This is a genomic window from Corynebacterium sp. ES2730-CONJ, from assembly GCF_024834055.1.
In the GTDB taxonomy this organism is placed as follows: domain Bacteria; phylum Actinomycetota; class Actinomycetes; order Mycobacteriales; family Mycobacteriaceae; genus Corynebacterium.
In genome coordinates this window covers 53322-67916 of sequence record NZ_JANUXZ010000006.1, presented here as the reverse complement: position 1 = coordinate 67916, position 14595 = coordinate 53322, and the positions used below count along the sequence as shown (strand labels likewise).

Here is a 14595-nt window from a genome sequence, read left to right as displayed (position 1 = left end):
ACTGTGATCGAGTAAAGCAGCGGTGATAGATGCTCAACTCATCGCTTATTTCTTGGTATCGCACAGAGCGGCCTCGTAGGCGCTCATCAAGACCGTGCCCCTACCAAAACTGGATACTTAAGGTAGCTGGTTCATCCTGCGGTGATGGTGGCTGCAGACAACCAATAAAGGGTGTAGAACAAGTTGTACAAACTATACAGCAACGCGGGCACTTTTCTCATCTGAGATCGAGCCGTGACTAATCGGCTCATTTATTGCTACTATTTTCCTGAATATAGTTCACCAACAATATGGGTCGAGGACGATGAAGATACTAAAGTCTGCGAATATGCTTATCGCTGCGGCACTGGCATTAAGCCTTGGTGCCTGCGCGGCGTCGGAACAGCAAGAGCCCATTAAGACGCAGGTGGCCCAAGCCCAGGAAACGTCAGCCGCACCCCAATTTAGTGCCGTCGATATTCCCGAGAAGATTGTCACAGACTTAACAAAACCCGCCGAGGACCCAGGGCTTAATATCAAGGTGGAACTGCAAGCAACTGGATATAACCAGCAAGCAACAGGTTCAGTTATTTACCTGCTTGTCACCAATACTGGCGATATAGCGCTTCCTCCTCAAGAACTACAGGTGAGCTTAGATGGTGCTGAACTCGTTCCTGAAGGCACCATCGACCTAGACCTTCCTTTAGGTGCTGGGGCTTCGACGAATCTGCAGTATGCCTTTGCCATCGATTATTATCAGCTCTCCCAAGCGCGGTTGAAAGTAGGTAACCTCGTCTTTGAGGGCAACCTCAATAGCGTATAAGTACCCAACCAAGAAGAGGCAGTGATATGACAGATACCGTTGTGCTTGTCGACGATGAGGGAACCCCATATTCCACTGCCCCTAAAGCAACCGTGCATAGCAGCACCACACCATTGCACTTGGCTTTTTCCTGCTATGTTTTCAATCCCCACGGCCAATTTCTCATGACCAGGCGAGCCCTCTCAAAGGCCACGTGGCCTGGAGTGTGGACCAATTCCGCGTGCGGGCATTTAGGCCCACACGAAACCGCCCTCGACGCCGTGCACCGCTGGGTTCCCCACGAGCTGGGAATAGAGAGCCTCGATGAGGTTGAGGTTGTGCTGCCGGATTTCCGCTATCGTGCCGTTGATTCCAGCGGGATCGTGGAATACGAAATCTGCCCCGTTTTTATCGCCCGCATTAGTGCCGACATAGCTCCCGATCCAACCGAGGTGGATTCCTACCGGTGGGTGAATGCCACCGATCTCATCCGTGCCGTTGACTCAACCCCTTTTGCTTTTAGCCCGTGGATGGTTGAGCAACTCGGTCACCAGCCGTTGCGCGAGCGACTCCTCGCCGGTTTTTAGGAAAGTAGCGTCCGCGCCGCATTCAGGGGAATCTGCACCCAATCGGGACGGTGATGTGCTTCGTAGTCGATCTCGTAGAGCACCTTATCCACCATATAGGCCTCAAGAAGCTGTGCGTCATAGTCACCGTAGCCAGTGAGGAAATCCTCCCCATAATCGAGACCAGCATAATCGAAGCTCCGGATCATGCCCGCGAGATCTCGCATAGGAGAATCCGGGAGTCGGCGCTGGGATAGCGGAACAGTAGGCTCACCTTCGAAATCTATGAGGTAAAACGCCCCGTGTGATCGAAGAATTTGGCCAAGGTGAAGATCCCCATGAATGCGTTGCACAGGGATAGGGCGATCAAAGATCGAGTATATCCGCTCCGCCGCGGGGAGAAATTCCTCAATAATCTTGGTACGCGAGGCAAAAAGGTGTAGGCGTTCAAGAAATGTCTCCCGCAGATCCCGCCGCTGGCCCGTAGCAAAGGCATGGGCTAGATCTTCGTGCACTTCTTTAAGGATCGCGCCCATTGCAGAGGCATCATGAGGATCTAGTTGCTCTCGTGCCGCCCAGCAATCTTGGGCATCGGGCAGGACAGAGGTGATGATGACCGCGGTGGCATCACCGTCGCGAATCTCACCAATAAATTCTGCAACGTGTCGGTGAAGCGCAGCTGTGATTTCAACATCAGGATGAATTCCAGGTTCCGGATGCGCCAGCACCTTCCACACCTGATCGCCGAGAATATAACTGGCATTGGTTTGGGTACCGCTGAGGCGTTGAAATGCCGGCCCCGCAATACTAATCATAGGCCGAGAGTCACCCGCAACTGCCCATAAGGGTCACTCTCGGGATAGGGCTCGCGCCCGATCGGTGCAATAAGAACCTGTCTATTGGCGGAATAATCAGGCCAGGAGGGAAGCACACCGCGAAGGTAGTCCTTGACAATATTAAAGATCGGGGGATTGGGGGCGCTTCCGAATACCCAGCGTAGATCCGCCCCATGAATGATCGGAGGGTCTCCCTGGTAATCAATAAGCCACGTATCTTTTGGTCTCACCTGACCGATACCGAGGGCCCATTGCCGGATCATAGTATCTCCGACAAGTGAACCGAGCAGGGGACCATCAGGCTCATAGCTTTGTGGCATCCCGAAAATCCTACGCAGGATAGAACCCGGAATAAAGGGCTTCTCTTTGAGGTCAAACATCTCACCATCGGTGCAGCTAATAATAATGGGCAGATCCGCCATCTCCGCAGGCTCGAAAGGATAAGGGCCGAAAGCGAGATCGCTTGCTACCAGTCCACTAAATCGCTGCGCGCCCTTGTCCAGCCGGCTAGGTCCAAGACGCCTCAGGTCGTCCTGAGTCAACGGTACGCGCAAACATGCCCGCAAGAGATTTTTTCTGAAAGGACGGCGCGGAAAAGCGGGACTAACAGCCAGGATGCGTCGAAAAGTGCCGTCGTAATGATCCTTGCGCCCCAACCAGAGAGCTATGCCTGCCCCCGCAGAATGCCCCACCACCGTTATATTGGTGGGATCACCGCCGAAGCGCTCAATATTATCAGCCACCCACCCAATTGCTTCACGGCAATCTTCGATTCCGCGATAATCCTTTTCCCCTGACAAGCGAACGAAGCCTTCGATAGCCAAACGGTATTCCACGCTCACTACAATAAAGCCTTGCTCAGCCAAGGCCGCAGCCTCAAATACTGGTTCGCGGAAATGCCCCGATTCATAACTACCACCGTGAATAAAAACCATCACCGGGCAATCGTGCAGTGGCTCAGCCGACTGTGGTGCCGTGATGAGAAGGGGGAGTAGATATATCTGATCGGCACCGCGATGCGGCTGCGCTAGGGTGAGGGTGCTCAGGGCCTCGCCGGCAAAGGCGGTGCGATAGGAAGGCTCAAAGGGGCGGTAGCTGGCATAACTGGCCAGGAAATACCGCACCGCAGTAGACGGTGCCAAGGGATTGTCGATCGCTTCGACCGTCGGTTGCACATCTGGTTGCATAGCCTTAGATTTTAGCAGCTAGCATAGGTAGTCATGAGCGAATATAACCCCCTTTTAGTCCCCTCCACGTTGCCCTACCAACTTCCGCCCTTCGCGGACATCAAAACTGAGCATTTCCAGCCAGCATTCGCAGCGGCCATAGCCGAGCACGACGCTGAGATCACCGCGATTGCCACCAACGAAGATCCAGCAACATGGGACAATACTGTAGAAGCTTGGGAAAAATCCGGTCGCAATCTCGAGCGCGTAGCCGCGGTCTTCTTCAATCTTCTTGGCACCGATTCGACTACCGAGTTAGAAGATATTGCGGCCACCGTCGCCCCGCAGTTAGCAGCCCATACTGATGCTATTTTCCTCAATGCTCAGCTCTATCAGCGGCTTAAGGATGTGCAAGTTCCCGTTGCCCCTGAATCTCAAAGACTTTTTGACCACCTGATGCGGCAATTTACAAGGAGGGGGATCAATCTCAGCGCGGATAAGCAGCAGCGGTTAAAGGAGATCAACGCGCAGCTCTCTTCGCTATCCGAGCGCTTTAATTCCGAGCTTCGGAAATCCACTACTCAGGATGCGCCTACTTTTGACCGGGAAGAGCTTCGTGGGCTCGATGAGGCTACTATTCAGTCAGCCCGCCATTATGCTCAGGATCTAGAGCGCGAAGGCTATGTCTTGCCACTCGAGCTTCCAACCGCACAATCGGCTTTAAGTCATCTAGAAAGCCCCACGGTTCGGGCCACTCTCTATGAAGCATCCAAGAACCGGGGTGCGAGCAATGCTGAGACCGTTATCAAAACGGTGCAGCTGCGCGCTGAGAGAGCTGCTTTATTGGGCTATGACAATCACGCCGAGTACGTGATCGCAGAGGAAACCGCCCCTGATAGTCATGCAGCCTCGCAACTGCTATCAGATTTGGCACCCGCTGCCGCCACAAATGCTCGCAATGAATTCAAATTACTCCATGAGGCCGCTGATCTGGACAGCGAATCAGACCACGGTGCGACTATCGGGGCAGCAGACTGGCCTTACTGGGAAACTTATATACGCCACCGCGACTACCACCTCGATGAAACCGAACTGAAGAAATACTTCCCGCTCAGTCGGGTTGTTAACGATGGCCTCTTCTATGCAGCTTCTAGGCTCTATGGCATCACTGTACAGCCACGCCCCGATTTGGTGGCCTACCACCCGGATGTGAAGATTTATGAGATCCTGGAAGAAAATGGGGAAGGGATCGGGCTAGTGCTCACGGACTATTTCGCCCGCCCATCCAAGCGTGGAGGAGCCTGGATGAGCTCATTTGTGGATCAGTCCGAGCTACTGGGGGATAAACCGGTCGTGGTCAACGTGCTCAATATTAATAAGCCCGTCGATGGCTCCGATCCGCTGCTGAGTCTCGATGAAGTCACCACACTCTTCCACGAATTCGGCCACGGTCTGCATGGACTGTTTTCCCAGGTGAAATATCCCACCTTTTCGGGTACCCGGGTGCCTCGAGATTATGTGGAATTCCCCTCCCAGATCAACGAGAATTGGGCCTTTGATGACGCTATCCTCTCCCACTACGCCTTCCATATTGACACAGGAGAGCCACTTCCCACCCAGATGCGAGAGGCCATGACAAAGGCCCAGCAATTCGGTCAAGGTTGTGCAACCTCTGAGTACCTCGCCTCCGCAATCATCGACCTCGCATGGCACAGCCTCTCTCCGGACGAAGCACACAAACTGCGCCCTGAAGATATAGCCGAGTTCGAGCGCCAAGCTCTTGCGAAGGCGGGGCTTGAGGTGGCCCATCTAGCCCCGCGCTATGGGAGTCTTTATTTTGCGCATATTTTTGCTGGCGGTTACTCAGCGGGCTACTACTCGTATTTATGGGCAGAGGTTCTCGACGCCGATGGATTTGATTGGTTTACCGAATGTCACGCAGCGGGAGCATACGCTGGCGATGCAGCGGCTCGGCAGGCAGGTCAAAAATTCCGTGATCTCGTTCTCTCCCGGGGTGGAGCCGATGATTACCACGAAGCTTTTATCAAGCTGCGCGGCCGAGAAAAAGATATCACTCCGTTGCTGCGCCGTCGTGGACTAGCGGGTAGCTTATAAAATTATGGATGCCTTCACCCAATTCCTCACCACCACCAATTTCTGGTTGCAGGTTGTTGTGGTGTTTGTTGTGGTGGTCCCCCTCGGCGCTATGATCGCTGTGGTGTGGCTGCGGGTGGTGGATATTTCAGGGTCACTGTGGCTGCGCATAGTGGCGTGGGTGAAGAATGCCCGTGTGAAAACCGTGAATACTGGGGATGAAAGGAACTAATGGCTAACCCCGAAGAACTCCGGAAAAAAGATCAAAACCTCCCTAAACGGAGGCGTAGCTATCCACGTTCGCGAGTCACCCAGGCACTGTATCTGTTGCTAGCGGTCGTTGTTATCGCGTGGATAATAAGCCAATATTCTTAAAAAGGAAGCCCCCGCAACTGAGGGGTGTCGATTAAGATAGAAGGACGCAGCCACCACCGTCGCCATGCCACTCGAGCCCGAGTCAAGCAGAGGCAGTCTGGAGAAACCCCACTTGATGCATTCTCGACGCATATCCATGATCATCCCCTGCCTCAATGATGCCCCCCTGTTAGCGCGGCTGCTGGAAAGCCTGAGCGACCAGACTATTCCTGCAGATGAAGTCATTGTGATTGATAATGGGTCGGAAGATCATTCCGCCGAGGTGGCAGAAAAACTTGGGGCGCGAGTAGTCAGCGAACCACACCGCGGAATAACTCGAGCGGTGTGGGCCGGTTTCGAGGCGAGCACGGGCGATATTATGGTGCGCACAGACGCCGATGCAGTTCTGCCCCGTGACTATATTGCAAAGCTGCACACCACCTTTGATCGCGCCGATAAAAATCCTGGTCTGCGCGTGGTAGGGATCACAGGCAATGCACGATTCCAATTACCATCCCCCTGGTCTCGTATCGCAAGCAAGCTCTATGTGGGTAGTTATCTCTCCACCACAGCTTCCGCATTAGGGCACTACCCGTTCTACGGAACCAATTTTGCCATTCGGCGCAGCTGGTGGGAAGAGGTGCGGGATCAGGTCGATTTCACTGATACTTTCGTCCACGAAGATTTGAATCTCTCCTTCGCGGTGCGCCCCCATGAGACCGTCTGGTACCAGGATGATCTCCTCGTTGAGATGGATCCCAGAGCGCTTTTCGGAGCGCGGCAGCTCTTTATTCGCTTCACACGAGGTTTCTACACCATGTTTAAGAATTTCCGTACCCAACCTCCACCACTGCGTTTGAGCCACCGCGGTGTGCTGGGTTCCACCATGCAAAAACTAGTCAGTGGGAGGGAAAAATAATGCGACTTCGCCCAAGCCTTAGCTACTTAGAGCGCTACGATAACGCCTCCTCTGCCGCTAGTCGGGAGATTATCAGTTCGTATTCCACCAGTTTTTCTTTGGCAACGAAACTTCTGGCACCCCGCGTACGACGCGATATCGCCCACCTTTATGCCATGGTGCGCATTGCCGACGAAATCGTCGATGGGACCGCCGGCGAGGCTCAGCTCAGCACAGCCGACGTAAGTGCGGAATTAGACGCCTATGAACAGCGGGTTTTACTAGCTCCCAGGCAGCGTTTCCATACTGATCCGGTGCTGCATGCCTACGGTCAAAGCGCTAGACGCTGCGGCTTTAAGGAAGAATATATCCGGGCCTTTTTCGCCTCGATGCGCCGCGATTTACATCAAACAACATACGATGCTTTAGATTTCGCCGCTTATGTCTACGGCTCAGCTGAAGTCATCGGACTATTATGTTTGCAAGCCTTTATCGTCGATATCCCTATCACAACCCAAGAAAGAGAGCTCATGGAGGAGGGGGCAAGAGCCTTGGGAGCAGCATTCCAAAAGATCAACTTCCTCCGCGATCTATCGGAAGACTCCCACGCTCTCGGTCGCCGATACTTCCCCCAGCTTGCAGAACGCGAACTGAACGATGCAACTAAAAAAGAGCTCATCGACGATATCCGCCATGACCTCCGTCTCGCCCGGACTGTTATTCCCCATTTGCCCTATTCCTCTCGCATGGGGGTGATCGCAGCTACTGATTTCTTTGCGGAGTTAACCAGGTTGCTCGATCAGACACCAACCTCGGATATCTATTCCCGGCGAGTCAGTGTGAGCTCGATCACGAAAACTAAAATCTTTGTGCGCGCAATCCAGCGCGCATTTACCACTACATCAAAGGATAGGATATGAAAGTTCTCATCATCGGCTCCGGTTTTGCGGGCCTCGCCACCGCCGCACTACTGGCCAAAGCGGGTATGCAGGTGGAAGTGATAGAAAAAAACAGCGGCATCGGAGGTCGCTCCGGTGAAATCACCGACCAGGGGTTCCGGTGGGATACTGGCCCGTCCTGGTATCTCATGCCCGATGCCTTTGATCATTTCTTCGAGCTCATGGGTACCAGCACCGAGCAGGAACTCGATCTTGTGGATCTCGAGCCCGGCTACCGCCTGTTCCCAGAAGGGCGCCCGCCCCTTGATATTCCCTCCAACCGCGCCGCCGCCATCGAATTATTTGAGAGTATCGAAGAAGGGGCCGGTGAAGCCCTCGAACTCTACCTTGATAGCGCCAAAGATGCCTACGATCTATCCATCGAGCGCTTCTTATATACAACATTTTCCTCCATCAACCCCTTTATCCACCACACGGTTCGCCAACGCCTCGGGCGCCTGGCGACATTGCTGTATAAGTCATTAGCGGATTTCGTCGATGAACGCTTCAGCGATACGAGGCTGCGCCAGGTCCTTAAATACCCAGCAGTCTTTTTATCCGCCCGCCCAGAGACGACACCCGCGCTCTATCACCTCATGAGCTATACCGATCTGGACTTGGGAGTAAAATACCCGCAAGGTGGCTTCATGGCAGTGGCGAAAGCCATCCACCGCCTCGCCGAGCACCACGGTGCAATATTCCGCTTTAATACCTCCGTCGTTGCTATTACCACCGAGAATAAAAAAGCCACCGGCTTGCGGGTTCGCAACGAAGACGGTGACCTCGAAGAACTCCCCGCCGATATCGTGGTGTCTTCCGCCGATTTACACCACACCGAAACCCGGCTACTTCCCACCGAGCTGCGCACCTATAGCGATGCCTACTTTGGTAAGAAAAATCCAGGCATTGGCACCGTGTTGCTCCTTCTTGGCGTGCGCGGCCGGCTGCCCGAATTAGATCACCATAATCTGCTGTTCAGCAGGGACTGGTCCCACGATTTCGATGCTGTTTTCTCTGGCCCCAGTGATCAGCGTCCCCTCGAAGCATCCCGCTCGATCTATATATCTATGCCGTCGAAGACAGACCCCGAGGTCGCCCCCGAGGACCACGAAAACCTCTTCGTTCTCATCCCGGCCCCGGCGCGCACCACCTTCGGCTATGGGGATGCTTACCGCGAGCAGGCAGACCCCGCGATTAGTGCAATTGCCGACGCCGCCATCGAGCAAATCGCTGCATGGACCAAGGTCCCAGATCTCGCCGAGCGCATTGTGGTGCGCAAGAGCCTAGGACCGAGCGATTTTGCCGAGCACTTCCATGCCTGGCGGGGCGGATCGATCGGTCCGGCGCATACTTTGAGCCAGTCCGCTTTCTTTAGGGGCAAAAATAAGTCCTCGAAAGTCGCAGACCTCTACTATGCTGGTGCTACCACGCTGCCAGGTGTTGGGGTTCCCATGTGCCTAATCTCTGCAGAGAACGTACTTAAGCGCATCAACGGCGACACTTCTCCTGGTCCTTTAGATACGGTGGGTTCATGACGGGTCTGGTCTATCTGCTGATCCTGCTCGGTTCACTAAGCGCTATGGTGGCCTGCGACTACCGCTATCGATTAGCATTCTTTCTCAACGCCCGTCACGCCGGGATCATCATTGCCCTGCTCGTGCTGATCTTTTTAATCTGGGACGGGCTAGGAATTATTACTGGAACATTCTTTCGCGGGGGATCGCCGTATATGACGGGGATTCTTCTCGCTCCTGAACTTCCTCTCGAGGAGCCAATCTTTCTGATATTTCTGTCCTATCTGACCATCAACCTCACCACAGCTGTGAGGCGATTGAGCCGCGCACAGGAGGTTCGGCAGTGATCTATACCCTGATTAGTGTGCCCTTTGTGCTCGGGGCTGGGGTAATGTGGTGGCGATCTGAGCACCGCAATATCAAAGAACTGGGCATCGTGACTGCGTTGTTGCTCATTCTCACCGCTATTTTTGACAACCTTATGATTTGGGCGAAGCTCGTCGCTTACGGCCAGGATCAGCGCCTTGGACTACACCTCGGACTTGTTCCCGTTGAAGATTTCTTCTATCCCATCGTAGCCGCCCTCTTTATTGCCGCCTGGTGGAAGCCATGACTACTTGTGTAAATATCCTTAAAGCCTCTCGGCCTATTAGCTGGGTTAATACGGCCTTTCCTTTCGGATTAGCCTATCTCTTAGCTGGCGGTCAGGTTGACCTGCTCTTTTTCGGTGGGGTTTTCTTTTTCCTCATTCCCTACAATATTGCGATGTACGGCATCAATGATGTCTTTGATTACGAATCCGATATACGCAACCCACGCAAGGGTGGGGTAGAGGGCGCCATCTTGGCGCGGTCTATGCACAAGCCACTGCTTATCGCCTCCGTGGTGAGTACGGTACCCTTCCTCATCTGGTTCTTCCTTGTGGGTACATTCACCAGTGGAGCGTGGTTGGCTCTCTCTGTGGGTGCCGTGGTGGCATATTCTGCACCTCCGATGCGCTTCAAAGAGCGTCCGGTGCTAGATTCGATTACGTCCTCGGCGCACTTTACTACTCCCGCACTGGTGGGGTTGACCATTGAGCACCCGGATTTTCCGCCCACGTATTGGCTACCTATCCTCTCCTTCTTCTTCTGGGGGATGGCTAGCCATGCTTTAGGGGCAGTCCAAGATGTGAAGGCGGATCGAGAGGGGAATCTGCACTCGATCGCAACCGCACTAGGGCCTAGATTGACCACAAGATTAGCGGGTCTATTCTACCTCGTGGCTGCAGTGATGCTCTTCGCCCTGCCCTTCCCGGGTTGGCTCATTGGGGTGTGCGGTCTGGGATATGTGGCCAATACGGCACGGTTTTTCTTTATCACCGACGAGACCTGTGAGGAGGTCAATAAGGCGTGGCGGGTATTTCTCGTGATGAATTATTTCACCGGGATGATCGTTACCTTCGCCGTGATTTCGCTCTATTACTAAGCCCGGTTTTTATCCCGCGTTGCTGCGTAAATACAACCAGTGACTAAGATCGTGGTCCAGATCCCGAAATTGGCGAAGGCAAGGGCCAAAGAGGTGGTCATCAGCCCAGCATCTTGGGTGAATTGAGAGCCTTCTGCCACGAAATACCGGGCTAATACCCCGCTGCCAAACATCGGGGTCCACTCCCCCCACCGCACAATTGCCTCCGGCATGGGCATAAAGAGATTGCCTAGAAAAGCCAGCAGCACGATCGAGGTTGTGGCGATAGTAATCGAGGTGGAGGAGGGGAGGAAGCTGGCCCATAAGAGCCCATAAAAGCCGAAGGGGACAGCGACCGCGACGGTGACGAAAAAAGTGAGTATCCACTCATCCATTCGTGCGCCCAGCATATAGCCAGTCGCAAGAACGGCCGCCACGGGTAGCATCGTAAAAGCGAAAATCGTACAGATTTGGGCAGCGATATAATGCCGTAACCGCAAGGGCGTGGTAGCCATCATGCGACCCCACCCACTGTTTTGGTCAACCACCGCGCTGCCAGCGGTATTGACTGCCGCCACTACCCCTCCATAAAGGGCGAGACCGATGAGAATATAGGCTTCTACATTCCCACCTTTAAGCGTTACCCCCTGATAGTCCTGGGCGGCACCGAAAATAATATACAAGGCCACGGGCAGACCCGAGGTGAGGATGACATTAGTGGTGTCTTTAAAAGGACGCTTAATGGATAACAGATAATAATCGAGCACAGGCGGCCTTCTTTCTAGTTCTTCTCTAAGGCAAAGAGCTCGTCCAAGCTCATGGCACTAATGCGAAGATTCTGAGTACCGTTCAAAGATAAGAGCGCCTTGGCGAGATAATCAGAATCGCGTGTTAAGAAGTGGTGGGTGTGCCCATGACGACTGTACCCAGAGCTGAGATCAATAATATGCGGGGGAATATCACCCGGGTAGTCCACATCGATACTGATTTCACCTTGGGCTTGGAGAATCTCCTGTGGAGTCCCAGAGGCGATAACGCGGCCTCGTTTAAGGATAATAAGCCGGTGGGCGAAGTCTTCGGCTTCCTTTAAATAGTGAGTGGAAAAGAGTACCGTTTTGCCGCGCGCGGCGAAGCGTTCGAGAGCATCCCATAATTTTTGTCGGGCACTCGGGTCCATCGCCGTGGTGGGTTCGTCCAGGAGCAGGAGGTGTGGATCGCCGAGGAGAGCAATGGCGAGTTTGACACGCTGCTGCTCTCCGCCAGAGCAGGCGGCAACCTTGCGTGATGCCAGCTCGTTGAGTTCGCAGATCTCGAGAATTTCCTCTAAGGGGAGATGCTGGCTATAGGTTGCCTGCACCATTCTTAAAGTTTCACTAACGGTGAGAATAGGCAATAGACTGCCGTTTTGTAGCATGGCGCCTACCAGTCCGCGAGCAATAGCCTGGCGGGGTTTGAGTCCATAGACTTCTATACTGCCCGCGGTAGGGGAGGTCAATCCTACGATGAGATCGATCAGGGTTGTTTTGCCGGCTCCGTTATGGCCGAGGAGGCCAACGACCTCGCCTTCTTGGACATCAAAGGAAATACCGCGCACGGCATGAATAGAGCCCCTGCGGAAGCTTTTTGCTAGACCGCGGGCGCTCAGGGCTGGAGCTGGAGTCATGGAAATCTGTGCCTTCTTGTTCACTACTTGAAGAGACATACATTTCTGCGATGACACTTCGTACTCCATTTATTCTACGCAGATGAGGCCGCATACGTCAGCGAGAATTAAAAAATGCAGGCCCGAAAGCCTGCATCAGAAGCGCATTAGGGTCGCGCGGAGGCGGCCGCAATATGCTGGAAACTCGAGCTCGAATACAGATCCTCGATCAGCACTGCCTTGCCCTCATGATCGGTAAGTGGCACACACCAGTTCGGGTAAAGATCCTTCGTGGTACCTGGCTGATTCTGCACGCGCCGATCGCCAACCATATCTACCAAAGCTGTGCAGGTCAGCGCGGATGGGGTGTGGGCGATAAAGCGGTGTAGAGCTGCGACGAGAGTTTCGGTATCGCCGCGCTCATCGCGGGCTACGCCGTGGAAGTTTTCCACTGAGTTATCCTCGCCCTCGAAACCGCCCTGCTCCTTGACCCGGTTGAGTACTTCAGCCTGCCAATTCAGATCTTCGGCAATTTCCTGGTCTGCATCAGTAATCAGCAAGCCGAGCTGCTCGCGCAAAGTGATATGGCGACCTTCCAAATACCCGCAGGTAGGAGGAAGATCATGGGTAGTCACCGAGCTTAGTGCAGCCTGACGGTACTCGCCTTGATAGCGTGGCCCTCCCTGAGATGGCGAGGATTCAAACCACAAGACGGAGGTGCCCATAATGCCGTAGTCGGCGAGAGCCTGTTGTACCCATGGTTCGAAAGTGCCGAGATCTTCGCCAATGACTACAGCTCCTGCGCGCTCAGCCTCGAGAGCCAGAATGCCGACGAGAGCGCGGTAATCATAGTTCACATAGGTGCCAGTGGATGGGTCTTGTAAGCGCGGAATCCAGAAGAGCCTAAATAAGCCCAGCACGTGGTCAACGCGAATGCCGCCAGAATTGCGCAATACTGTGCGCAGCATATCGCGCCATGGCTTGTATCCAGCAGCAGCGAGTTTCTCCGGATGCCACGGAGGCTGCGACCAGTCCTGGCCTTGCTGGTTATACGCATCCGGTGGGGCGCCGACGCTGGCGTCGGGGGCCAAATATTCGGCGAGGTTTTCTGCATCGGATCCACCTGGGTGTACGCCCACCGCAAGATCGGCCATGATGCCAATCTTCATACCGGCATCGCGCAATGCCTGCTGGGCGGCAGCGAGTTGGCTATCGCAGATCCATTGCAGCCACATATAAAATTCCACAGCATTTGCGTTATCCATGGCGTGGCCGCCGGCGAGTTTAGCTTCCTGTTTGGCACACCACGATGCAAAGCGTGCGAGACCTTCGCCTTCGCGGGCAATATATGCCTGGAATTCAGCTTCCCGTTTCTTATTTCGCCCGGCATTGAAGACCTCATGAAGTACCTGTAACTTCGCCGCATAAATGGGGTTGCGGTCAATGATGGAGGCATCACGATTCTGGGATTGGAATTCCTCAGCAATATCAGCAATATCTTCCAAAATATCGCTATCAAGGAGATCAATCTCGGGGATATCTTCGATGCGTATATAAATCGGATTGGTAAAACGACGTGAGGTAGGCAGGTAGGGGGAATCCTCCACTGGGGGTAGCGGCTCCCCAGCGTGCATCGGATTGACCAGGAGGAAGTCGCCTGCCTTCTGCTCGGCGATAAAAGCACCTAAGGTGGCAAGATCGTGAAAATCGCCGATGCCCCAGCTGTCTTCGCTGCGCACCGAGTACATTTGTGCCATCACTCCATGCACCGGCCGGTCGATATACGTAGCGGTGGTAGACAGTCGCGCAGGGGTCACTATCAAAGGACAGGTCTCACGTATCCCTGTAGAGGTCAGCGTAATGGTGTGCCAGCCTTGCGGGAGTCCGGCTGGGATCTCGAAAGTTGCCTCCCCCCATGTAACACCGGCAATCGTGCGAGCTGGAGTCCAGTTCTCTACCTGATCGGCCTTAGCTAAGCTACCATCTTCGAGCGTGATGGAAATATCTGCGGGCGCACCATCATGGACGTGCACATGCAGGTAATAGTTGGCTTCATCGATCATGACCACACTGCGCGGCAGCGGTCTTGAGAATTCGCCGTCGTGTCGCTCTTGGAGCTTGCGGTGAATCTCCTCCTCGGAAGGGTGATCGCTGATATCAACCTCTAAGGCTTTCAGCGTCTTGATTAAGGTGTCGTCAGACACTTCGATGGGCTGTCCACCGAATCCGGTGTAGCCCGTTGATATTGCGTATGCAGCGGCTAATTCGCGCAAAGATTCTTGATAACCCACAGTTGCCCATTGTGCCACCACCGTGAGTGAACGTGGGAATTTTTCAGCCTAAATGTGATGAATATGATG

At 54.1% G+C, this 14595-nt stretch carries 15 protein-coding genes; 10 read left to right on the top strand and 5 right to left on the bottom strand.

From position 1 onward, the window contains the following. Positions 1 to 304: 304 nt before the first annotated feature. Both NXS13_RS08180 and idi read left to right on the top strand, forming a co-directional pair. Positions 305 to 802: a hypothetical protein gene (locus NXS13_RS08180; RefSeq protein ID WP_259289610.1), complete on the top strand. Its 498-nt coding sequence runs from the start codon at positions 305 to 307 to the stop codon at positions 800 to 802. A gap of 26 nt (positions 803 to 828) precedes the next feature. Beyond that, positions 829 to 1368, top strand: a complete 540-nt coding sequence (idi, locus tag NXS13_RS08175) for an isopentenyl-diphosphate Delta-isomerase (protein WP_259158679.1) — start codon at positions 829 to 831, stop codon at positions 1366 to 1368. Here the strand turns inward: idi and NXS13_RS08170 are convergent. Together NXS13_RS08170 and NXS13_RS08165 are read right to left on the bottom strand one after the other, a co-directional pair. Further along, entirely contained in the window at positions 1365 to 2162 is a 798-nt protein-coding gene (locus tag NXS13_RS08170; RefSeq protein ID WP_259289609.1) for a phosphotransferase, read from the bottom strand. The two genes, idi and NXS13_RS08170, sit on opposite strands and share 4 nt — an antisense overlap. Continuing rightward, entirely contained in the window at positions 2159 to 3370 is a 1212-nt protein-coding gene (locus NXS13_RS08165) for an alpha/beta fold hydrolase (RefSeq protein WP_259289608.1), read from the bottom strand. Before NXS13_RS08165 ends, NXS13_RS08170 begins: the two co-directional genes overlap by 4 nt. Before the next feature lie 33 nt (positions 3371 to 3403). Between NXS13_RS08165 and NXS13_RS08160 the strand changes: the two genes are divergently transcribed. The 8 genes from NXS13_RS08160 (at position 3404) to NXS13_RS08125 (ending at position 10614) form a co-directional block, all read left to right on the top strand. Next, positions 3404 to 5464 carry a M3 family metallopeptidase gene (locus tag NXS13_RS08160; RefSeq protein ID WP_259289607.1) on the top strand — a complete coding sequence of 687 codons (2061 nt, stop codon included), beginning with the start codon at positions 3404 to 3406 and terminating at the stop codon, positions 5462 to 5464. 4 nt (positions 5465 to 5468) lie between these two features. Next, positions 5469 to 5675: a hypothetical protein gene (locus NXS13_RS08155; RefSeq protein ID WP_259079861.1), complete on the top strand. Its 207-nt coding sequence runs from the start codon at positions 5469 to 5471 to the stop codon at positions 5673 to 5675. Positions 5676 to 5933: 258 nt separating this feature from the next. Beyond that, the gene (locus NXS13_RS08150; RefSeq protein ID WP_259289606.1) at positions 5934 to 6716 is read left to right on the top strand and encodes a glycosyltransferase family 2 protein; all 783 of its coding nucleotides are present in this window, start codon (positions 5934 to 5936) and stop codon (positions 6714 to 6716) included. Then, complete coding sequence (locus tag NXS13_RS08145) at positions 6716 to 7615, top strand: phytoene/squalene synthase family protein (RefSeq protein WP_259079865.1); 900 nt, start codon at positions 6716 to 6718, stop codon at positions 7613 to 7615. The genes NXS13_RS08150 and NXS13_RS08145 overlap by 1 nt, the downstream gene beginning before the upstream one ends. Next, a complete protein-coding gene (gene crtI, locus NXS13_RS08140) occupies positions 7612 to 9168 on the top strand; it encodes a phytoene desaturase family protein (RefSeq protein WP_259289605.1) in 1557 nt (518 codons plus the stop codon). The genes NXS13_RS08145 and crtI overlap by 4 nt, the downstream gene beginning before the upstream one ends. Further along, the gene (locus tag NXS13_RS08135) at positions 9165 to 9494 is read left to right on the top strand and encodes a lycopene cyclase domain-containing protein (RefSeq protein ID WP_259079874.1); all 330 of its coding nucleotides are present in this window, start codon (positions 9165 to 9167) and stop codon (positions 9492 to 9494) included. The genes crtI and NXS13_RS08135 overlap by 4 nt, the downstream gene beginning before the upstream one ends. Further along, positions 9491 to 9760 carry a lycopene cyclase domain-containing protein gene (locus NXS13_RS08130; RefSeq protein WP_259079876.1) on the top strand — a complete coding sequence of 90 codons (270 nt, stop codon included), beginning with the start codon at positions 9491 to 9493 and terminating at the stop codon, positions 9758 to 9760. The genes NXS13_RS08135 and NXS13_RS08130 overlap by 4 nt, the downstream gene beginning before the upstream one ends. Beyond that, on the top strand, positions 9757 to 10614 hold the full coding sequence (locus NXS13_RS08125; RefSeq protein ID WP_259079883.1) for a prenyltransferase: 858 nt from the start codon (positions 9757 to 9759) through the stop codon (positions 10612 to 10614). The genes NXS13_RS08130 and NXS13_RS08125 overlap by 4 nt, the downstream gene beginning before the upstream one ends. On the opposite strand, the gene NXS13_RS08120 is transcribed toward NXS13_RS08125, so the two are convergent. From NXS13_RS08120 to NXS13_RS08110, 3 genes are all read right to left on the bottom strand, one after another. Beyond that, positions 10611 to 11360, bottom strand: a complete 750-nt coding sequence (locus tag NXS13_RS08120; RefSeq protein ID WP_259079885.1) for an ABC transporter permease — start codon at positions 11358 to 11360, stop codon at positions 10611 to 10613. The two genes, NXS13_RS08125 and NXS13_RS08120, sit on opposite strands and share 4 nt — an antisense overlap. A gap of 14 nt (positions 11361 to 11374) precedes the next feature. After that, a complete protein-coding gene (locus tag NXS13_RS08115) occupies positions 11375 to 12256 on the bottom strand; it encodes an ABC transporter ATP-binding protein (RefSeq protein WP_259158683.1) in 882 nt (293 codons plus the stop codon). 146 nt (positions 12257 to 12402) lie between these two features. Beyond that, complete coding sequence (locus NXS13_RS08110) at positions 12403 to 14526, bottom strand: 4-alpha-glucanotransferase (RefSeq protein ID WP_259080022.1); 2124 nt, start codon at positions 14524 to 14526, stop codon at positions 12403 to 12405. Positions 14527 to 14595: the final 69 nt, after the last annotated feature.